The organism is uncultured Aquitalea sp. (assembly GCF_945957525.1).
Lineage (GTDB): Bacteria > Pseudomonadota > Gammaproteobacteria > Burkholderiales > Chromobacteriaceae > Aquitalea.
The window spans coordinates 1-20390 of the sequence record NZ_CAMFLA010000007.1; the positions used below are offsets into that span (position 1 = coordinate 1).

Below are 20390 nucleotides of genomic sequence, written 5' to 3' on the forward strand. Positions count from 1 at the left end.
TGGTGACACTGGCTGCCGGCCGGCTCTATGGAGTGTGCGAACCGGGCTGCCTTCTATAGAGAGGTTGGCCGAAGGCGGCCTCTTGATCAGGCCGCCAGCGCATTACAGTACGTAGCGCGCGAGGTCTTCCCGCTCCGAGACTTGCTGCAGCTTGCTGTCGACATAGGCGGCATCCACCGTGAACTGGCCTGCGCGAGCATCGTAGGACAGTTCTTCCAGCAGCTTTTCCATCACTGTGTACAGACGGCGCGCGCCGATGTTCTCGGTTTTCTCATTGACCTGCCAGGCAATCTCCGCCAGACGACGGATGCCGCTATCTGCAAATTCCAGCTCTACGCCCTCGGTGGCCAATAGCGCCTGATACTGTCGGGTCAGGCAGGCATCGGTACCGGTGAGAATTTCGGTGAAGTCGTCTACCGAAAGGGAGGACAGCTCGACGCGGATGGGCAGGCGGCCTTGCAGTTCCGGAATGAGATCGGACGGTTTGGACAGCTGAAAAGCGCCGGAGGCGATGAAGAGGATGTGATCGGTCTTCACCATGCCGTACTTGGTGGTGACGGTGGTGCCCTCCACCAGCGGCAGCAAGTCACGCTGCACGCCAGCGCGGGAGACGTCCGCACCCTGGCCTTCGCCGCGGCTGGTAACTTTGTCGATTTCATCAAGGAAGACGATGCCGTTTTGCTCGACGTTCTTCAGCGCTTCGGATTTGAGTTCGTCTTCATTGACAAGCTTGGCTGCCTCTTCGTCCACCAGCAGCTTGAGGGCCTCGGCCACTTTCAGCTTGGCGGCTTTCTTCTTGCCGGCGTTCATGCCCTGGAACATGTTTTGCAGCTGGCTGGAGAAATCTTCCATGCCCGGCGGGGCGAAGATTTCCATGCGCGAAGCCGCGGCCGCAACATCGATTTCAATTTCCTTATCGTCGAGTTTGCCTTCGCGCAGCATCTTGCGGAATTTCTGCCGGGTGGCGCCGTCCTCGGCTTTTTCCGTGGCGTCGGGTTCGCCGAAGAAGCCGGGGGTGGTGCGCGCCGGCGGCAAGAGCACGTCGAGGATGCGGTCTTCCGCCGCATCTTCGGCCCGTACGCGATTGCGTTTGATGGCTGCGTCGCGGGTTTCTTTGATGGCCACTTCCACCAGATCGCGAATGATGGTGTCGACATCGCGCCCCACATAGCCCACCTCGGTGAACTTGGTGGCCTCCACCTTGATGAAGGGCGCGCCGGACAGGCGGGCCAGGCGACGGGCGATTTCGGTCTTGCCGACGCCGGTAGGGCCGATCATCAGGATGTTCTTGGGGGTGATCTCACTGCGCAGCGGCTCGGCCACCTGCTGGCGACGCCAGCGGTTGCGCAACGCGATGGCGACGGCGCGCTTGGCGGCGTCCTGACCAACGATGTGTTTGTTGAGCTCGTGGACGATTTCCTGCGGGGTCATTTGCGTCATGACATTCTCCGACCCGGCGCGCGCCGGGCCATGGGGTTCGGATATGCCGGTTCAGCCGGCCTGCTGGGCCTCGTCGCCCAGGATTTCAATCACGTGGTTATGGTTGGTGTAGATGCAGATGTCTCCGGCAATCTCCAGCGATTTCTTTACCACCGCTTCCGGATCGAGTTCCGTGTTTTCAAACAGCGCGCGCGCCGCCGACTGGGCGTATGCGCCGCCGGAGCCGATGGCGGCAATGCCTTGTTCGGGCTCCAGCACGTCGCCGTTGCCGGTGATGATCAGCGTGTGGTCCTTGTCGGCCACGATCAGCATGGCTTCCAGCCGGCGCAGCATGCGGTCGGTGCGCCAATCCTTGGCCAGCTCCACGGCGGACACCAGCAAGTTGCCCTGATGTTTTTGCAGCTTGGCTTCAAAGCGCTCGATCAGGGTGAAGGCATCGGCGGTGCCGCCGGCGAAGCCCGCCAGCACTTTGCCGTTGTGCAGTTTGCGCACTTTTCTGGCCGAGGCCTTGATCACGATATTGCCCAGGGTGACCTGCCCGTCGCCGCCCAGCGCCACGCGCCCGCCGCGCCGGACGGAGACGATAGTGGTTCCGTCGAACTGCTGCATAGTGTTTTCCAGTCTATGAGGGACTTGCCCGCGCCTGCGGGCGGAATGTTTTCAATATGCTGGCAGTTGAACGGATTGCAAGCGCAATCCCCACGTGGACGACAGGGTTGGCCGTAGGCGGAACGCGCGCGGCGCCAGCGTGTTGACGCGGCCACATCTCTTAACAATCCTGTTGATAATGAGAATGATTCGTACTAGCATTGCAACATGTCTACTCGAACCTACCCTGCCGTGGCGATGCTGGGCACCGGCGGCGTGCATGTCGTGATGCTGCTGTTGCTGGGCGGCCTGCTGGCCCGGCAGACACCGATTACACCGCCGGAGTTGCCCGCATTGCAGCTGGTGAGCGCGGCGCAGGAAGCGCCGCCCAAACCCGTAGCGCAAGCACAGCCGCCCAAGCCGGCCGCACGCACACCGGAAACCAGACGGCAGTCGCGCCAACCCCAGCCCGTTCGCCCCGCTTCGGTCGTCAAACCGGCGCCCGCCCAGGCAGCCGCCCAGCCTTCGGCCAACAGCGTGACGGCTGCACCGCCGGCGCCCCCCGCAACCGAAGCCGCGCCCGCGCCAGCCGCGCCGGTGCAGGAACCGCTCTACAAGGGCGCCTATCTGGACAACCCCAAACCGGTGTACCCGCCCTTGTCGGTGGAGCTGTCGGAAACCGGCATTGTGCGGCTCACCGTCCATGTCAGCGCGGAAGGCTTGCCCACTGCGGTGAGCGTGGCGCACAGCAGCGGCTTTCCGCGGCTTGACCGCGCCGCCGTCACTGCGGTGCAGCGCTGGAAGTTCGTGCCAGCCAAGCGCGGCAAAGAGCCGATTGCCTACACCTTTATCGTTCCCGTGGAATTTTCCCTGAAAACCAAGCCTTGACCATGAATCTGCTTACCGTATTCCAACAGGGCGACGCCGTCCTGATGACCACTTTCTCCCTGCTGATCCTGATGTCGGTACTGACCTGGTATCTGATCATTTTGCGCGGGCTGCAATTGCTGCGCACCCGTAACGCCAACCGACAGGCTGAGGCGCTGCTGTGGGATGCGCCGGACTGGAAAACCGCCGAGGCGGCGCTGGCTGAATCGCGCGCGCCGGTAGCCAATCTCACCCGCCAGGGCCTGGCCGCCATGCGTCATCACCACGAACACGCCGACAAATCGCTGGGCAAAGCCTGCTTGCTGGACGAGTTTCTCACCCGCGCCATCCGCAAGGGCCTGGCGCAGGAGACCGCGCGCCAGGAGTCCGGCATGACCTTGCTGGCTTCTGTCGGCTCCACCGCGCCCTTCATCGGCCTTTTCGGCACGGTATGGGGCATTTATCACGCACTGGTGAATATCGGCAGCGCCGGTCAGGTAAGCATCGCCACCGTGGCCGGCCCCATCGGCGAAGCGCTGATCGCCACCGCCGCCGGCCTGGCCGCCGCCATCCCGGCCGTGCTGGCCTACAACGCCTTCATCCGCGCCCAGCGCTTGCATGCGCAGCATCTGGATCACTTCGCGCACGACTTGCACGCCCAATTGTTGACCCAGGCAGGAGAGCTCCATGGCGTTCGGCAGCTTTGATCGCGACGGCGGCGCGCCGATGGCGGAGATCAACACCACGCCGCTGGTGGATGTGATGCTGGTGCTGCTGGTGGTGTTCATCATCACAGCGCCGCTGCTGACCAACAGTGTGACGCTGGATCTGCCGCAAGCGGCCGCCAGCCAGCACGAGGACAAGCCGGAGCAGATCCGCCTGGCCATCGACGCCGCCGGCCAGGTGTTCTGGAACGACCAGCCCGCCCCGCGCGAACAACTGGCCGCCCGCTTTGCCGAGGCCGCGCGCCGCAATCCGCAAGTGGAACTGCATCTGCGCGCCGACAAATCCGTACGCTACGAACTGGTGGCCACCACGCTGGCCAGCGCACAGCAAGGCGGCATACAGAAAATAGGCTTCGTCACCGAAGCACCCTGATCCCCCTCGCCGGTCCGGCCCGTCAGGGGGATGACGCGGCCGACCGGCAATCCCACCCCTGATCCGCACGTCCCGCCCACCGGGACGCGAGGACGGCTGCGCGCCGTTTTCCGGATCAGACCGTCATCCGTGTTGACACTGCACACAGCTATTAGAGGACACCATGAAACACAGCCTGAAGCAGTCGCCCCATCTGGGCCGACAGAAACTGCCCGCGAGAATGGCGGCCGGCATGCTGGCCGCCGCCCTGAGCCCGGCGCTGGCGCAAGCGGCTGATGCGCCGCAACAGCTGGAAAAAGTAACCGTTGAGGGCGAAGCGCCCACCCGCGGCACCTACAAGACCGAGACCAGCAATATCGGCAAAACCAAGCAGGCGCTGCGCGACATTCCGCAATCCATCACCGTGGTGAACGAGCAACTGCTGGTGGACCAGAACGCCGCCACCATGAAGGATGCGCTGCGCAATGTGCCCGGCATCACCTTTGCCGCCGGCGAAGGCGGCCGCACCGGCGACCAAGTGGTGATTCGCGGCTTCTCCGCCGCCACCGACACCTATCGCGACGGCATGCGCGACATCGGCCAGTACAACCGCGACGCGTTCAATGATGAAAAGGTGGAAGTGCTCAAGGGCGCCAGCTCGATGCTGTTTGGCCGGGGCTCTACCGGCGGCGTGGTGAACCAGGTCAGCAAATCCCCCTTCCTTGGCGACAAGGGCGAGGTGGATTTTTCCATCGGCACCAACAGTTATGCGCGCGGCACGCTGGACGTCAACCGCATGGTGGGCGACAACGCCGCCGTGCGTCTGGCGGTGATGGACACCAAGGACGGCAGCGATCGCGGTCCGGCTGAAAACAAGCGCTGGGGTGTTGCCCCATCGGTGGCCTTCGGCCTGGGCCAGCCCACTACGCTGGTGCTGTCCTACTTCCATCAGGAAGAAAACAACGTGCCGGACTATGGCGTGCCGTACAACCCCAATACCCAGAAGCCGCTGGATGTGGACCGCAGCCGCTTCTACGGCCTGAGCTCGGACTTTGAAAAGACAACGGCCGACATTGCCACCGCCAAGCTGACCCACACCTTCGACAGCGGCGCCGAGCTGAGCAACCAGCTGCGCTTCAACCGCTTCTGGCGCGATGTGAGCCCTACCGCGCCGCGCCTGTCCGGCGTCAGTGCGGGCGTGCCGGTGACCGACAGCACCCGTATGAACCGCAGCAAGCCGCTGCGCGACGGCGTGGATCAGTCTTGGAACAATCAGACCGACCTCACCACCCGCTTCGCCACCGGCGACATCCGCCACACCCTGCTCACCGGCATGGAGTTCTCCCACGAAAGTTCGGACACCAGCCGTTACGCCCTGCTCAACACCGTTACCGGCACCACGGTGGGCAACCCCAACCCGGACGATGCCGTCAACCTGGCGCGCTATCGCACCAGCAACACCACCTTCACCGCCAATAGCGCCGCCTTGTACGCCATGGATACGCTGGAGCTGAACCGCCAATGGAAAGCCGTGCTGGGCGCCCGCTTCGACCGCTTCCAGGGTGATTATCAGGTTCGCGCCTTCAACAAGGACGGCTCGCTGGTCACCAACAGTTCGCGCAGCTACAACGCCAGCCGCACCGACAATGTCTGGAGTTGGCGCAGCGGCCTGATCTGGCAACCGGACCTCAACCAATCCTACTACGCCAGCTACGGCACCTCCTTCAACCCGTCCGGCGAAACCTACTCGCTGGACCCGGCCACCTCCAAAGTGGACCCGGAAAAGAACCGCAACATGGAAGTGGGCGCCAAGTGGGACCTGATGGATGGCGACGTCAGCCTGCGCGCCGCGCTGTTCCGCATCGAGAAAACCAACGAGCGCAATACCGATCCGCTGGAACCCAGCCTGGTGGTGCTGTCCGGCAAGCGTCACACCGACGGCATCGAAGTGGAAGGCAGCGGCAGACTGACCGAGCGCTGGGAAGTGTTTGCCGGCGTCACCTTCATGAAGTCGAAAATCGACAAGGCTGCGCCCGCCGCACTGGGCCAGACCGGCACCGAGGGCAAGATGCCGCGTTACACCCCGCGCGCCACGGCCAATCTGTGGACTACCTACAAGATCACCGATGCCGTCACTGGCGGTTTCGGCCTGACCTATGTGGGTTCGCGCTACGCCAACGAGGCCAACACCAACTACCTGCCGTCTTATCTGCTGGGCAACGCCATGCTGTCCTATGAAGACCGCAAATACCGCGTGCAACTCAATCTCAACAACCTGGCCAACGTGAAGTATTACGACGGTGCTTATGGCGGCCACGCCACCCTGGGCACCCCTCGTGAAGCCCAACTGACCGTGGGCCTGAAGTTCTGAACCCACGCGCCGGCTGCTAACAACACCCTTGGGCGTGAAAGTGCGGGACCCGGCAAAACCGGGCCCCGCAACCCGCTTGTTGATTCAGCAGCCATCTTTTTTTACTTCTGCGCCGCCCTTGCCCGGCAAGGGCCTCTCGCTTCCTGATCTGAAAGCGAGAGAGGTTTTGTCATTAATCCGGGCCGCCGCCCCGTGGCGGCGGCTTCGGCCAACCTTGTCCGACATTAGAGAAAGCCTGTCACATGCTGCTGCACATCCCCGGCGTACTGAGCGCCGAAGAGCTGGCCCATGGCCGCCAACTGTTGCTTAACGCCGATTGGGCCGATGGTCGCATCACGGCCGGCACCCAGTCGGCGCAAGTGAAGCGCAATCTGCAACTGCCCCAGCATCTGGACGCCGCCCGCGAACTGCAGGCCATGGTGGAGGCCGCCCTCAAGCGCAACAGCTTGTTCTTTTCTGCCGCCCTGCCCAAAAAAGTGTTCCCTCCCCTGTTCAACTGCTATCAGGGCGGCATGGATTTCGGCAACCACGTGGACAATGCCGTGCGCAGCGACCCCTTTAGCGGCGACTGGGTGCGTACCGACGTGTCTTGCACTCTATTCTTTACCCATCCCGAAGAGTACGACGGCGGCGAGCTGATCGTGGAAGACACCTACGGCCTGCACAGCGTCAAGCTGCCGGCCGGCGACATGGTGCTGTATCCCTCCACCAGCCTGCATCGGGTTGAACCCGTGACGCGCGGCGCGCGCATCGCGTCTTTCTTCTGGACCCAAAGCATGATCCGGGACGACGCAAAGCGTGGTTTGCTGTTCGACATGGACATGGCCATCAGCCGTTTGCGCGGCGCACAAGGCGACACGGAAGAACTGGTGACGCTGACCGCCACCTATCACAACCTGCTGAGAATGTGGGCGGAGCTGTAAAGCATTTGTGTCAGCACTGCTCTTGACTCATCGCAAGGGTCGCAGAATTTGCTTGGGTAGAGGCTGGAAGTGTCATGCTGTGCGGGTAATAATCTCTTATAGTCAGTCGGATACCCGCCAGAGAGAGAATAATGACAAACCCACCCGCCACCGGCAGCCGGGAGGTGATGCTTGAGCCTGACGAGCTGATCATCACCAAGACCGACCCCACCGGCCACATTACCTACGCCAATCGCATCTTCATGCGCATCGCAGGCTACTCGGAAGACCAACTACTGGGTCAACCGCACAACCTTATCCGCCATCCCGACATGCCGCGCGGCGTTTATCGCCTGATGTGGAAAACACTGCAAGCCGGCCAGGAATTTTTCGGCGTGGTGAAGAATTACACTTCCGATGGCAACTACTACTGGGTGCTGGCCAATGTAACGCCAGACTACGACAGTCAGCGCCGGCTGCAAGGCTATTTCTCCGTCCGCCGCCAGCCGACCAGACGCGCCATCGATACCGTAACGCCCATCTATGCCCGCATGCGCGACATCGAAGCCGCTGCCGGTAAGGCCGCCGCGCCGGATGCCTCGCTCGCCTGGTTGCAGGAAGAACTGGCCAAACAGGGCCACACTTACGACAGCTTCGCGCTCACTTTGCTGGATGAAACAGCGCAAGAAAGGAGTGCCTGATGGCCGTTACCCGCGTCAAAACCCCCTTCTTGCGCACCCGGCTGGCTGTCTGGCTGGTTACCTTCAATGCGCTCATTCTCATTGCCATGATGGCCGCCATTTTCCTGCCCACGGGCTGGAAATTCGCTGTCGACGCCATCGTACTGCTCGCCTCCCTTGGCTTGTCTTTATATATATGGGTGGGCAGCGGCTTCATCTTCCGCCTGCTCAATACCCTGCATCAGCAGCTGATGCAGGCCGGCGACGGCGAACTGCACCACCGCGCATCGCGCACCCGGGACATGGGTGAAGTGGGCCTTGTGGCCTGGGAGCTGAACGACTTTCTTGACCAGGTGGAAACCTACTTCAAGGAAATCAACACCTGCTTCCGCCGCGTCAGCGAGGGCGACTTTTCCCGCCGGCCGGTATCCCAGGCCCTGCCGGGCGAGTTTGCCGAATCGCTCGCCAACGTGGACACCGCCATCCAGGCCATGGCCGACAACGATGGTTACATCCGGCGCAACCGCCTATCTTCGCAGCTGGCTTCGCTCAACAACCCGCATCTGCGGCAGAATCTGGCCGGCTCTCAGGCCGACCTCTCCACCATCAGTGCCGCCATGGACAATGTGGCGGACATTACCCGCGACAGCGCTCAGGGCGCGCGCGCCAGCCTGGACAGTGCCGTGCAATTGACCGGCCACATGGACACCATCGCCACCAGCGTGGTGAGCATGAACGATGCCAGCACCGCACTTGCAGAGGAATGGACCGGCATTGAAACCGCGCTGGCCGATATTTCCGCCATTGCCGACCAGACCAACCTGCTGGCGCTCAACGCCGCTATCGAAGCGGCCCGCGCCGGCGAGATGGGCCGTGGTTTCGCGGTAGTTGCCGACGAAGTGCGCAAGTTGGCCGAGCGCAGCAAAACCACCGCGCACAAGGTGCAATCGGTACTGGGCAGCCTGTCTTCCCGCATTGACGACATGAAAACCCGTGCCGGCGAAGCAGGCGGCGTGGCCGAACAAGTCAAGAGCTCGGTGGAAGACTTCCGCAATATGTTCGCTCGTCAGGCCGAGCAGGCTGATCGCGTATTGGCGCAAGTGGGCCATGTGCGCGATAAATCGCAGGCCTCGCTGCAAAAGGTAGGCCATGTGATGCACAAGCAGATGGTGTATCACGCTCTGGAAGACGGCAGCGTCCTGCCGGCCTCACAAGACCTTTCCAGCTGGCTGGCCGGCGATGGTCGCGACAGTTTTGGCGACATGGCGGCTTTCGGCAAACTCCCCGCCTTGCAGCAAGACACCGAACAATTCATGGCCCAAGCCATGGCAAAAGCTGCCTCCAGCGGCGTACTGGACGAGAGTGGCATCGTGGACGCCATGCGTTCGCTGGAAGACAGCAGCGGTCGCCTGCTGCAGCTGCTCGACAGCGTGGTAGAAGAAAAGCACCGCCGCTAAGCACCCGCGCTCACCTCACAGAAACCCCGCGCCCCGGCGCGGTTTTTTTTGCACCTCGGCGGCTCGCCGGCACCGGCATGCAAGACACGGTGCGCCCAACCGGCGGCACCGCCCCGCTGAATCCTTCCAGCATGACGGCCCACTCACCCCATGGTTGCCGACAGGGCCAACCAGCCATGCCGCCTATCATCGGGCTGGCCTGTGCCTGCAGCGCCCTTCCCGCGCTCGCCTGTCCGCCAGCACCGCGTCGGCCAAGCTGGCTTTGCGGTCTCCAGATCAGCTTCGCCTTTTAAGACCCGCCAGCCCCCTTTGTGGCGTTACGAATCTTTGTCGTACAAGGGGTTCTACCAGTGCGGCGCGCGCTGGTTCAGGGCCTCTTCGTGGTTTTGTCTGCGGCGGCAAACCTGCACGCACCAATCTCGCCTGCACAGTATGATCCCGGCCCCATGCTGATCGGCTTGCCCGAGCAAAGAGCGTTCTCCTCGCAACTCCGCCGCCTTGCGCCAGTCGGCCCTTGCCGACAGGCAACGCCGAACGCCCCAAGGACTAGCAGCCGCATTGCATGCCTTATTGCGGGTGATCGGCTCGCCAGAACAACTGGCTGTAGTGCAGCAAACGCTCCCCCCCACCATCGCCGGAGGCTTACCTGCGGCGGACGACCCCTTGTCTCAGCAATGCCCGCATTGCGGCCGCTGTACAGACTGCTCCCCACCCTGCCGCCCTCGCACTTGTCGTAACTAGCTCTCACTTGTCTTTTTTGCTGATCGCCGCCGTCGCTCCCGCTGCAGCAAGCAAAGCCAAAGCCAGATTTTTACGTAAATAATTAATGTATATCGTTAATTAAATTACAAACATGTAAATTGCAAGCAGATTTTTGATAGCCTGCAGAAAACTGACTACTCTCAAATCAACCCTGGCAACTCCATGTCCAAGCCGCGAAACCGGCGAACCCGTCTCCCAAAAACCACACCGCAAAACTGCTCCCGCGCTGCCCCTCATACGCCTGGCGCACATGCTGCGGCAGGCCCGTTTCGCACCTCTGCAACCCTGTGCAGTCACTCATCGCCAGACAGATGCCAGGGGGAAATCCGATGCGCGGCATGAACCAGAACAAGCTGTCGGCATGCGCTCCAGCGGGCAGGTCGTCGCCCGAGGGGGCGCACAAGCCTCTGACGCAAAAGACAATTCGCCAGCCTGCGCAGAAGACGCATAAAAAAAGGCCGCCCGGAGGCGGCCAGAACTCGTGTCGATCAGGATGACACGATGGAGGGTTACATGAGAAAGGAGGCGGGCGATGCCCGCCCGGTGTCAGAAGAAGCCCAGCTTGTCTTCGGCGTAGCTCACCAGCAGGTTCTTGGTTTGCTGGTAGTGATCCAGCATCATCTTGTGCGTTTCGCGACCGATGCCGGACTGCTTGTAACCGCCAAACGCGGCATGCGCCGGGTAGGCGTGATAGCAGTTGGTCCATACGCGGCCAGCCTCGATGTGACGGCCCATCTGGAAGGCGGTGTTGATGTTGCGGGTCCATACGCCGGCACCCAGGCCAAACAGCGTATCGTTGGCGATGTGCAGCGCCTCTTCGGTGTCCTTGAAGGTGGTGACCGATACCACCGGGCCAAAGATTTCTTCCTGGAAGATGCGCATCTTGTTATGGCCGTGGAACACCGTCGGCTGGATGTAATAACCACCTTCCAGCTCGCCGCCCAGATGGGCGCGCGCGCCGCCGGCCAGCACTTGCGCGCCTTCTTCCCGGCCAATGCTCAGATAGCTCTGAATCTTGTCCATCTGCTCTTTGGAGGCCTGCGCGCCAATCATGGTACTCGGGTCCAGCGGATTGCCCTGTTTGATGGCGGCCACGCGCGCCAGCGCTTTCTCCATAAAACGGTCGTAGATGGATTCGTGAATCAGCGCACGGCTGGGGCAAGTACACACTTCACCCTGATTGAGCGCAAACATCACGAAGCCCTCAATCGCCTTGTCAAAGAAGGCATCGTCCTTAGCGGCCACATCGTCGAAGAAGATGTTGGGCGATTTGCCGCCCAGCTCCAGCGTCACCGGAATCAGGTTCTGGCTGGCGTATTGCATGATCAGTCGGCCCGTGCCGGTTTCGCCGGTAAAGGCGATCTTGGCGATACGCTTTGAACTGGCCAACGGCTTGCCAGCCTCCACGCCAAAACCGTTCACCACGTTAAGCACGCCGGCCGGCAGCAGGTCGCCAACCAGTTCCATCAACACCAGAATGGACAGCGGAGTCTGCTCGGCAGGCTTGAGCACCACGCAGTTGCCCGCAGCCAGCGCCGGCGCCAGTTTCCACGCAGCCATCAGAATGGGGAAGTTCCAGGGAATGATCTGGCCCACCACGCCCAGCGGCTCATGGAAGTGATAGGACACCGTATTGGCGTCGATCTCGCCCAGGCTGCCTTCTTGAGCGCGCACGCAGGCGGCAAAGTAACGGAAGTGGTCAATGGCCAGCGGGATATCGGCGGCGCGGGTTTCGCGGATCGGCTTGCCGTTGTCCCAGGTTTCCACGTTGGCCAGCAATTCAAGATTGGCCTCCATACGATCGGCGATGCGATTGAGGATGATGGCGCGCTCGGTCACCGGAGTGTGTCCCCAGCGGAAACGGGCGGCATGCGCGGCGTCCAGCGCCAGTTCGACGTCCTGCTCGTCGGAACGGGGAATTTCACACAGTACCTTGCCGGTGATCGGGGTGACGTTTTCAAAGTAACGGCCGTTGACCGGCGGCACCCATTGGCCGCCAATGAAGTTGGCGTAACGCTGTTTCAGATCGAAACCGGGGGTCAGTTGCGTCATGGTGAGTCTCCTTTGTAGCAATCATGGTTTTGTTGTCATGCCGACCCAGAGCGGGCTGATTGCAACAGTGCACAGAGCGTGCCAGCCGCTGCCGCCAATGCAGCGCAGCAATTGCCAATCCCTGTGTAATCAACACCTGAACGACATTCATTTTGCATTGCAGCATTTTTCTTGCAAAAACAATTGCTTGCAGCCGCACGCCAGCCCGCCATAATCAGGGGAAAAAACAAGCATGACTGTCCCGCGCTGACACAGCTGTGTCAGGACAGACGGGACACCCGGGAGACACTATGGAACAGCCTCAGGCGATCCCCCTCGCCGAAGCCCGCCGCCGCTTCTTCGACGGTCTGTCGCTGCCGTCGGGCAGCGTTTCCGAATCCATCCTGCAGTCCTGGCAGCGTTGTCGCGGCTTGGGCCTGCCCGCCAGCGGCATCCGCAGCGACCGGATGGACACCGGCGAGTTGTCGCAACGCAAGGAGGCCAATGCCGACTGGCTGCAGACCGCGCGTCCGCTGATCGACACCCTGTTCGAAAACGTGGTGGACGATGGCCACGTGGTCATCGTGGCCGACCGGCAAGGCGTCATCCTGGATGAAATGGGCCACCCGGCGTTTCTGGACAAGGCCGAGCGGGTGGCGCTGACGCCGGGCATGGACTGGAGTGAAGACCTGCGCGGCACCAATGCCATCGGCACTGCCTTGCGCCAGGGCGGCTGTACGCTGGTACGCGGCGGCGAACACTATCTGGACCGCAACCGGCTGCTGTCCTGCGTGGCCAGCCCTATCCTCGACCCCTTCGGCCAGACACTGGGCGCGCTGGACGTATCCGGCATGCCGCGCAAACTGGGCCAACAGCAGGCGCTCGCGGTACAGGCCGCCAGCCGCCTGATCGAGCAACGCCTGTTTGATCAACTGGCCCAGCATGTCCGCACCCTGTGGCTGCACGCCGACCCCGCCCAGCTCAATACCCCGCGCGCGGGGCGGCTGGCCTTTGATGAAGATGAAAAACTGCTGGGCGCCAACCGCCAAGCGCTGGCCTGGCTGAAAACCGGCTGGGACGCCGTGGGCCGGATGCGTTTTGCCGATCTCTTCGGCGAAACCCTGGAACACTGGCTGCACCGCTCAGGCAATCAGGTCGCGCTGCTGCAAGCCGGACAAAATCTGTACTCGGCCCGCTTGCAGACGCCGCCCGCGCCGGCGGTCGTCCGGGTGGCGGAGAAATCCGCGCGCGCTGTGGCCCGTCCCGCCCAAATGCCCAGCCCTTCGGCCAACCTTGACGACGCAAGCCTGCCGGGGCAATTGCTCGCCACTGCCATCAAACTGCTGGAGGCGGACATCCCCGTGCTATTGCTGGGTGAAACCGGCAGCGGCAAGGACCAGTTTGCCCGCCGCCTGCATCAGGGCAGCAGCCGGCAAGCCGCGCCGCTGGTGGCGGTAAACTGCGCCGCGCTGCCGGAAGGCCTGGTGGAAGCGGAACTGTTCGGCTACGAAGAAGGCGCCTTTACCGGCGCGCGGCGGCAAGGCAGCCGCGGTCGTTTGCGCGAGGCGCACGGCGGCATCCTGTTTCTGGACGAAATCGGCGACATGCCCCTGACCGTGCAAGCGCGGCTGTTGCGCGTGCTGCAGGACAAGGTGGTTACTCCTCTGGGCGGCGGCGCTTCGCATGCGGTGGACTTCCGCCTGGTGTGCGCAACGCACCGAAATTTGCAGGCGATGGTGGCGGAGGGCAGCTTCCGCGCCGATCTCTATTACCGGCTCTGCCATTACCCGCTGAGCTTGCCCGCACTGCGGGAGCGCGGCGACGTGGCCGTCATCGCCCAGCGCCTGCTGGACGCCGGCGGCGGCGCGCGGCGCGGTATTCGCCTGTCGGCGGCACTGGCCACCGCGTTTCGCCGCTATGCCTGGCCGGGCAATGTGCGACAGCTGGCCAATCTGCTCACCACCCTGTTGGCGCTGGTAGACGACCACACGGAACTGACGCTGGACCACTTGCCGCCCAGCCTGCGGGACGACATGAGCTCACAGACAACGCCGGCAACACACGCCGCGCCCTCGCAACTGGAAACCATGCTCAAACGGTTCGGTGGCAACGCCAGCGCGGCGGCGCGGGCCATGGGCATCAGCCGCAGTACGTTTTATCGCCGTCTGAAGCAGGGATAAGCGCAACGGACAGCACGTCCGAGGCGGGCGGCGACGCAGACCGCAGAAGAATGAGAGCGACAAGGCTCAACGCTGGCGCAACACGCATTGCCGGCGGCGTCATGCCTGACTGGGCGGGAGACTCACGTTTATTTACGTTTTGACGCAACTGTCTAGGTAGTTGCACTGATGCCCGGGTCGTAATGGCCATGCCACACTCATCAGGCTAACAAGGACGAATGCGGCAATGCCGCTTTGTCGCCCGCCTGTATGAACAAGACCCCGGATATCACATGCAACACCTGTTTGGCGCCCTGCTTGGCGGCGTCACCGCCGCACGATTCGCACAGAACCTGAACAGCCCGTCCGTTGGCCGCGGCAAAGTGCTGCTGGACGTCGGCTCGCCGGAGCAGTTCCAGCAGGATCACCTGCCCGGCGCGCGCCCCTTGCCCCTGGCCTTGCTGGTGGAGCAGGTGGAAATGCTTATCCCGGACAAGGCGCTGCCGCTGATGGTGTACTGTCGCACCGGCGCGGCGGCATCCGAAGCCACCGCCACGCTGCGGCGCATGGGTTATCAACAGGTGGAGTGCCTGGGCGGCATGGCGGAAGCGGCCGGCCGTTTGCCTGTCATGCTGTAACCACTCCGGCGACATCCCGTCGCCGGCTCACTCCGGCTTTGCGCCGAAACCGAAAGCCTGCAGCTCCGTCTCGCTCAAGAAGCGCCACTGACCCTCGTCCAGCGCCTCCAGGCTCAAGGCCCCCATCGACAGACGGTGCAGCTCCATCACGCGATTGCCGGCTGCCGCCAGCATGCGTTTTACCTGATGGTATTTGCCCTGGGTGATGGTCATGTGGATAGTGATTTCATCCACCACCGCCACGCTGTCTGCCGCCACCTTTTCGTTGTCGTCCTTGAGAAACACCCCGGCCAGCAAATGTTTCACCAAGTCGTCGGTCACCGGATGCTTGAGCGTGACTTCATAGCATTTGGGCACATGCCGCTTGGGCGAGGTGAGCGCGTGCACAAACTGCCCGTCGGTGGTGAACAGCAGCAGGCCCGTGGTATCCACATCCAGCCGGCCCACGGCCGAAACGCCCAGATTGCCGAATTGCCACGGCAACAGGCTATAGACGCTGGGGTTGTGCATGGGCTTGTGCGAAGTCTCGTAGCCATCCGGCTTGTTCAGCATCAGATAGACATGGCCGGTCAGCGGCGTCCAGGGCTCGCCGTCCACCACCAGCTCGCCGATGTCGGCAATCGCCACCGGCTGGCGGTAATCTTCCGCCGGCTCGCCGTCGATTTCCACCAGGCCATATTCCACCAGCTGCCGGCATTCCTTGCGGCTGCCAAAGCCCTGTTGCTGCAAAAATCTGTAGAGTTCCATGCCCGGCATGGTAGCACGCATGCCTGCAACCTTGCCCCGGCTTGGCTAGTCTGTAAGACATGACTCCACTTTCCGCACGCCCCGCCTCATGAGCTATTCCCGTCGCGCCCTGCAAGGGCTGGCCGCGCTGCATCGCGAGCGCGCTCGGCTGGCGCGCGCCACCGCCGCCAGCGGTCTGCTGTTCTTGCCGGCCGTGCTCATCGCCCTGGCCGGCCTGCCCGCAGACTGGATCTTTCCGCTGACCCTGAGCGCCGCTTACGGGCTGTTGATCCGGCTGCTGGCCTCGCGGCTGGAAACCGCCTCCCTGCTGGGCCTGCCCGCCATGCACATGCTGGGACAATTGTCCGCGCCGCATGTCTGGCTCGCGCTGCCGCTGCTGGTCTGGGCCTTGTGGACCATGGGGCGTCTGTCGCGCATCGGCCTGCACAAAGGCGCTCAATTCTGGGTATACAGCCTGTTGCTGGGCAATATGATGCCGCCGCTGGCTCTGCCTTACTGGCAACATGCCGGACTGATGATGGCCGGAGTGCTGTACGGCATTCTGATTGGCAGGCACGCGCTGGCAGGCTGGCAACGCGTGTTGCCCGGCGCAGCCAAAGATGACAGCCTGCGCTATGCGCGCCACTTGCTTGCCGGCGTCTGTCTGGCCTGGCTGGCGGCCGTCCAACTGAAATTGCCGCACACTTGGTGGCTGCCCATCATTGTGGCCGGCCTGCTTGATCCCTCGCCCAGCCGCATGCGCTGGCTGGTGCGCGAGCGTGTCATCGGCACCTTGATCGGCGCCGCACTGGCTCTCTTGCTGGCATGGTGCCAACTACCGCCCGCCTGGCACCTGCTGACCCTGTGCCTGGGCATGAGCTATGCCCTGATAAAGATGCAACGCAGCTTTCGCGGCTTCATCAGCGGGCTGACTTTCGTAGTGCTGTCCGTGATGCCTGAAACGCTGATACGGGCCGGCTCGCTGGAAAGGTTGGCCGATACGGTGCTGGTGGGCTTGCTGCTGATGGCGCTTGCCTGGCGGCTGGAGCGCCGCATGGAAGACGCGGCTCAGGACAAGGCGCGCTGATGCCTGAGCGCGACGCACACGCGATCGCGCCCTGACTGTTTGGCGGCGTAAAGCGCTTGGTCGGCGGCGTGCACCAGGCTTTCCGTATCCTCGCCGTGCAGCGGAGCAACGGCAAGGCCGATGGACAGGGTTACCGTCAGTGTCTGCTCCATGGTAACGATGGGCAGCTCCCTTACCGCATCGCACAGTTGCTGCGCCTTGGCGGCGGCGGCCTCCAGTTCGATGCCCGGCATCAGGATGCAAAATTCCTCCCCGCCATAACGGCACACCAGGTCGCCGCTGCGGAAGTGATCCCGCAAATAGGCCCCCAGCGCGCCCAGCACGGCATCGCCGCACTGGTGGCCGTAATTGTCGTTGATGCGCTTGAAATGATCCGCATCCACCATCATCACCGCCACAGGGCGCTGCAAGGCCAGCGAATGCGCCAGCAAGCGCGGCAGGGTTTCGTCCAGATAGCGCCGGTTGAACAGGCCGGTAAGCTGATCGCGGCGCAATTGCTCGCGCAGGCCGGCCTGCAAGCCTTCGATTTCCGTCACATGCGACTGCAGCGCCTGATTGGCGGCACGCAGGCTGCTTTCCAGCCGCTTGCGCTCGCTGATGTCGTTGACGCCGCTGATGACGAGCAACTCGCCGTCGCTATGGATGACAGAGCAGGAAATCAACGCCCAGAAACCGTCGCCGTCACGGGTGCGCAAGCGCACTTCATGGTCGCGCACCACTCCTTCGCCGCGCAGCATGGCGGTCACTGCTTCGCGGTCGGCCGGATTCATGTAAAAGTCCTGCACGCGCCGCGCCTCCACCCCGCTCAGCTGATGCCGGAACAGGCTTTCCGCTTGTGCGTTGGCGTAGATCAGTTCGCCGCCGTCCAAACGGTTCATCACCATGGGAAACGGCGCCGCGTCGGCCATCAATTGCAGCCGCGCCTCGCTTTCCGCCAATTGGCGGGTCCGCTCCGCCACTTTGTTTTCCAGCTGATGGTTTGCGCGGCGCAGCCAGTCTTCGGCAAACCTGCGCTCAGCCACCAGCGCCCCAAACACCAGCAGGCTGACCGATTGCACCAGCAGCATCATGCTGGCGGCCGCCACGCCGCTATTGCCCACATCGATGTAATAGCCATCGTTGCGCATGGCCACGCCGGCAAACGCCAGCAGCGCAATCAGGCTGGACAGCCAGTAAGCGTGCGACAAACGACTGCGCACCGCCATCCACAGCAACGGAATGATAAACAGCGAGGGTAAGGCGGCCATGAAACCGTAACGGCTGTCGGTCAGCAGAAACTGCGCCACCGCCAATACCGTGACCATCACCGCCATCAAGGCGGTTTCCCAGCGCCCAGCCAATGGGCGCACCAGCGTCGAAGGCTCGGCCACAATCAAATACAAGCTGGCGGGCGTTGCCATCAGCACCCCGGTCAACGCCGCCATGCCGCAGGCCATGAAATAGGGAAACCCTTCAAGAAAGCCGCTTTGCAACCGGTATGACCACCACAGTAGATGCCAGCCGGCCGTGGCCATGCTGAGGCCCAGCGCGCCAACACAGAGAAACAGCAAAACGCGCGACAGACGGAAAAAAGGCAGAACGCCGCCCCCGCGACGACGCATGAGGGCCGCTGCCGCCAGCGCGGCGACGGTGTCGCCAAAAGACAAGCCCAGCGCATCGGTCAGGGGCAGTGACAATCCGTGCGCATAAGCAAGCGCCGCTCCAAGCAGCAAACCCGGCCACACACGCCAGCCCCAGCGCATGGCCACTGCCAGGCCCAGGCCGACATGCAGCCAGACCGGCATCACCAACTGGCCCAGACCCGCCAGTTGCGGCATGGCGGCAGAAACGATCAGCGCCAGCCAGACGCCCAGGCCGATAATCAGCACCCGGACTCGTCCGTGCAACCATGGCCGCCAGGCAAAAGGAAATGTCGACACCCGCAGAGCCCCCCGGTCTCGGTGAAAAGCAGCCGTCAACACCCTGTTGGCAAACCCTGTCGTGCGCTGGCGCGGGCCGTACATCAGTACGATTGGCGCGAGGAGCAAGGCCTAAAAGGTATGATTGGCAGCGCTGACGTACCAGTCCCGCCCTCACCCGGCACTGTCTGTCATGGGCGAAAAGAATATATATACAATTGGAATAGCGCCATGCCCGCGCTGTATCAGCAGCGCGAAACCATGTTGTGTGTTGCATGGCGAATACAGGGAGGGGGCGGGCAGGATATCGCCGCCACGGCAAGCTTCGACAAGCTGCCGGACACGGCGCGGCGACAGAGGGATCAGTGAAAACCGCGCAGGCTAAGTCTGACTATACAAAGGGTTGCTCAATCGCCAGTAAGGCTGCTCGGCATGCAAGCGCGACAGCAGCGCATCCAGCTCGGCCTGCATCAGTCCGCGCAAGTGCTCGGCCAAGCCGGCCGGCTCTGCCGCATGGCCTTCGGCCAACCATTGACCGATGTCGACCGGAGCCGGTACCCGCAAGTAAAGATCGCGCGCGGCGGCGGGACGCGGAATGAAAGCATTGAGCGTGTCGCGCAAACGGCCTTTGCAATAGTCCTGCCGTACGCGTTTGACCGACTCTGCGATATGTTCCAGCGCGATCAAAGGCTTGTCGTAAGCCTCCGGCGGTATGCGGGTCAACCGCTCCCAAGCGGCCAGCAGCGGTTTGCCGGCCAGCGCCAGGCTCTCCTGACCGCTCTCGCGCAGGGCGCGGCTCCAGCGTCTGGGCAGGGGCAGGGCCGCATCCATTTGCGGACAGAGCGCGTCCAGCCGGGCGGCAATGCCCCGCATCAAGGACTCGCGGCGCGCGAAATAGCTGTGTTGCCGGCGCGACGGCACAGGCAGACCCAGCTTGTCGGCCTCGCGCTCCAATACGCCGCTTTGCAATTCGAACCATTGTTCCGGCAAAGCCGCATCCTGCGTTACCGACAGGTTCAAACGACGCGCGGTCCACAGCAGCTCCTTGCGCACGGCGCGCTCGGCATCGCGGCAGAAGCGCAACTTCCACAATACCGGCTGGATATACACCGGCTTGCCGCCGCCGCTTGCCTGTTCTTCCCGGTATGCCGCCATCGCCAGTTCGGCAATGCCGGTGAACAAGGGCGCAATCCAGTCCGCATGCCAGCCCACCGCGCCTTCGGGATGCAGCAGCACTGCATGTCCTTGCCGCGCCCAATCCACCGAATGCCGCTTGGCATGCTGGCCGCCTTCGCCCGGAATCTGCGCAATGAGGTTGTTGCGCAACCAGAACCGCTGCATGCGCGCTCCCATGCCATTGACCACGGTATGCGTGGCCCAACTGGCCATGCGCGGGGCAAAACGCGCGGACAGCTCCTTGTCTATCATCCAGTCGGTGAAAAATTCCGGATGGTTGGGGCCGATGAAGCAGACATGCTCGGGCCGGACGGTCTGGCGCAATCTGGCCTCGTCTTCGGCCGACACATGCCAGCGCCGGATGTCCGTCAGTCCGGAGAAGCCGGGCAAGCGTCCGAACCACGGCAAATCGCGCAGCAGGGGCAAGCCGTGCAGATTGAGCCAGCGGTTGACCGGCACCAGACGTCGCATCAGGGCGACGTCTGGTTGCGGCGCAACGAAGGTGGTAAGTCGGGACATGCCGGGCATCCT

General features: G+C 62.9%; 16 protein-coding genes. 10 read left to right on the plus strand and 6 right to left on the minus strand.

Translation table 11 applies throughout. The annotated features are described in order from the left end of the window. Positions 1–102 precede the first annotated feature (102 nt). Both hslU and hslV read right to left on the minus strand, forming a co-directional pair. Positions 103–1440 carry an ATP-dependent protease ATPase subunit HslU gene (hslU, locus tag Q0P52_RS08035; RefSeq protein WP_293760368.1) on the minus strand — a complete coding sequence of 446 codons (1338 nt, stop codon included), beginning with the start codon at positions 1438–1440 and terminating at the stop codon, positions 103–105. Between the two features lie 51 nt (positions 1441–1491). Beyond that, on the minus strand, positions 1492–2049 hold the full coding sequence (gene hslV, locus Q0P52_RS08040) for an ATP-dependent protease subunit HslV (RefSeq protein ID WP_293760371.1): 558 nt from the start codon (positions 2047–2049) through the stop codon (positions 1492–1494). A gap of 207 nt (positions 2050–2256) precedes the next feature. Here hslV and Q0P52_RS08045 point away from each other — a divergent pair, with 207 nt between their 5' ends. From Q0P52_RS08045 to Q0P52_RS08075, 7 genes are all read left to right on the plus strand, one after another. Continuing rightward, entirely contained in the window at positions 2257–2916 is a 660-nt protein-coding gene (locus Q0P52_RS08045; protein ID WP_293760374.1) for an energy transducer TonB, read from the plus strand. A gap of 2 nt (positions 2917–2918) precedes the next feature. Further along, complete coding sequence (locus tag Q0P52_RS08050) at positions 2919–3602, plus strand: MotA/TolQ/ExbB proton channel family protein (RefSeq protein ID WP_293760377.1); 684 nt, start codon at positions 2919–2921, stop codon at positions 3600–3602. Further along, positions 3583–3993, plus strand: a complete 411-nt coding sequence (locus tag Q0P52_RS08055; protein WP_293760380.1) for a biopolymer transporter ExbD — start codon at positions 3583–3585, stop codon at positions 3991–3993. The genes Q0P52_RS08050 and Q0P52_RS08055 overlap by 20 nt, the downstream gene beginning before the upstream one ends. A 163-nt stretch (positions 3994–4156) precedes the next feature. Continuing rightward, positions 4157–6343 carry a TonB-dependent siderophore receptor gene (locus Q0P52_RS08060; RefSeq protein ID WP_293760383.1) on the plus strand — a complete coding sequence of 729 codons (2187 nt, stop codon included), beginning with the start codon at positions 4157–4159 and terminating at the stop codon, positions 6341–6343. Positions 6344–6585: 242 nt separating this feature from the next. Then, entirely contained in the window at positions 6586–7266 is a 681-nt protein-coding gene (locus tag Q0P52_RS08065) for a Fe2+-dependent dioxygenase (protein ID WP_293760386.1), read from the plus strand. A gap of 131 nt (positions 7267–7397) precedes the next feature. After that, positions 7398–7946 carry a PAS domain-containing protein gene (locus Q0P52_RS08070; RefSeq protein WP_293760389.1) on the plus strand — a complete coding sequence of 183 codons (549 nt, stop codon included), beginning with the start codon at positions 7398–7400 and terminating at the stop codon, positions 7944–7946. After that, positions 7946–9382, plus strand: a complete 1437-nt coding sequence (locus tag Q0P52_RS08075) for a methyl-accepting chemotaxis protein (protein ID WP_293760392.1) — start codon at positions 7946–7948, stop codon at positions 9380–9382. The genes Q0P52_RS08070 and Q0P52_RS08075 overlap by 1 nt, the downstream gene beginning before the upstream one ends. 1308 nt (positions 9383–10690) lie before the next feature. On the opposite strand, the gene adh is transcribed toward Q0P52_RS08075, so the two are convergent. Next, a complete protein-coding gene (adh, locus tag Q0P52_RS08080) occupies positions 10691–12196 on the minus strand; it encodes an aldehyde dehydrogenase (protein WP_293760395.1) in 1506 nt (501 codons plus the stop codon). A 290-nt stretch (positions 12197–12486) separates the two neighbouring features. Between adh and Q0P52_RS08085 the strand changes: the two genes are divergently transcribed. Both Q0P52_RS08085 and Q0P52_RS08090 read left to right on the plus strand, forming a co-directional pair. After that, on the plus strand, positions 12487–14355 hold the full coding sequence (locus Q0P52_RS08085; protein WP_293760398.1) for a sigma-54-dependent Fis family transcriptional regulator: 1869 nt from the start codon (positions 12487–12489) through the stop codon (positions 14353–14355). A gap of 272 nt (positions 14356–14627) precedes the next feature. After that, positions 14628–14972: a rhodanese-like domain-containing protein gene (locus tag Q0P52_RS08090; protein ID WP_293760401.1), complete on the plus strand. Its 345-nt coding sequence runs from the start codon at positions 14628–14630 to the stop codon at positions 14970–14972. Positions 14973–14999: 27 nt separating this feature from the next. Here the strand turns inward: Q0P52_RS08090 and Q0P52_RS08095 are convergent, their stop codons facing one another. Then, positions 15000–15719: a 16S rRNA pseudouridine(516) synthase gene (locus Q0P52_RS08095; protein WP_293760404.1), complete on the minus strand. Its 720-nt coding sequence runs from the start codon at positions 15717–15719 to the stop codon at positions 15000–15002. Positions 15720–15807: 88 nt separating this feature from the next. On the opposite strand from Q0P52_RS08095, the gene Q0P52_RS08100 reads away from it, so the two are divergent. Then, positions 15808–16785: an FUSC family protein gene (locus Q0P52_RS08100; RefSeq protein ID WP_293760407.1), complete on the plus strand. Its 978-nt coding sequence runs from the start codon at positions 15808–15810 to the stop codon at positions 16783–16785. Here Q0P52_RS08100 and Q0P52_RS08105 read toward each other — a convergent pair. After that, positions 16767–18653, minus strand: coding sequence for a diguanylate cyclase (locus Q0P52_RS08105; RefSeq protein ID WP_293760410.1), 1887 nt, complete (start codon positions 18651–18653; stop codon positions 16767–16769). The two genes, Q0P52_RS08100 and Q0P52_RS08105, sit on opposite strands and share 19 nt — an antisense overlap. Positions 18654–19064: 411 nt before the next feature. Further along, entirely contained in the window at positions 19065–20378 is a 1314-nt protein-coding gene (locus Q0P52_RS08110; RefSeq protein WP_293760413.1) for a hypothetical protein, read from the minus strand. Positions 20379–20390: the final 12 nt, after the last annotated feature.

What these genes read in the sequence shown, in the direction of transcription:
- Q0P52_RS08110 (WP_293760413.1), bottom strand. Translation starts at nt 20,378, where the DNA reads ATGTCCCGACTTACCACCTTCGTTGCGCCGCAACCAGACGTCGCCCTG.
- Q0P52_RS08055 (WP_293760380.1), top strand. Translation starts at nt 3,583, where the DNA reads ATGGCGTTCGGCAGCTTTGATCGCGACGGCGGCGCGCCGATGGCGGAG.
- adh (WP_293760395.1), bottom strand. Translation starts at nt 12,196, where the DNA reads ATGACGCAACTGACCCCCGGTTTCGATCTGAAACAGCGTTACGCCAAC.
- Q0P52_RS08090 (WP_293760401.1), top strand. Translation starts at nt 14,628, where the DNA reads ATGCAACACCTGTTTGGCGCCCTGCTTGGCGGCGTCACCGCCGCACGA.
- Q0P52_RS08095 (WP_293760404.1), bottom strand. Translation starts at nt 15,719, where the DNA reads ATGGAACTCTACAGATTTTTGCAGCAACAGGGCTTTGGCAGCCGCAAG.
- Q0P52_RS08050 (WP_293760377.1), top strand. Translation starts at nt 2,919, where the DNA reads ATGAATCTGCTTACCGTATTCCAACAGGGCGACGCCGTCCTGATGACC.
- Q0P52_RS08085 (WP_293760398.1), top strand. Translation starts at nt 12,487, where the DNA reads ATGGAACAGCCTCAGGCGATCCCCCTCGCCGAAGCCCGCCGCCGCTTC.
- Q0P52_RS08075 (WP_293760392.1), top strand. Translation starts at nt 7,946, where the DNA reads ATGGCCGTTACCCGCGTCAAAACCCCCTTCTTGCGCACCCGGCTGGCT.
- Q0P52_RS08070 (WP_293760389.1), top strand. Translation starts at nt 7,398, where the DNA reads ATGACAAACCCACCCGCCACCGGCAGCCGGGAGGTGATGCTTGAGCCT.
- Q0P52_RS08060 (WP_293760383.1), top strand. Translation starts at nt 4,157, where the DNA reads ATGAAACACAGCCTGAAGCAGTCGCCCCATCTGGGCCGACAGAAACTG.
- hslV (WP_293760371.1), bottom strand. Translation starts at nt 2,049, where the DNA reads ATGCAGCAGTTCGACGGAACCACTATCGTCTCCGTCCGGCGCGGCGGG.
- Q0P52_RS08065 (WP_293760386.1), top strand. Translation starts at nt 6,586, where the DNA reads ATGCTGCTGCACATCCCCGGCGTACTGAGCGCCGAAGAGCTGGCCCAT.
- Q0P52_RS08045 (WP_293760374.1), top strand. Translation starts at nt 2,257, where the DNA reads ATGTCTACTCGAACCTACCCTGCCGTGGCGATGCTGGGCACCGGCGGC.
- hslU (WP_293760368.1), bottom strand. Translation starts at nt 1,440, where the DNA reads ATGACGCAAATGACCCCGCAGGAAATCGTCCACGAGCTCAACAAACAC.
- Q0P52_RS08100 (WP_293760407.1), top strand. Translation starts at nt 15,808, where the DNA reads ATGAGCTATTCCCGTCGCGCCCTGCAAGGGCTGGCCGCGCTGCATCGC.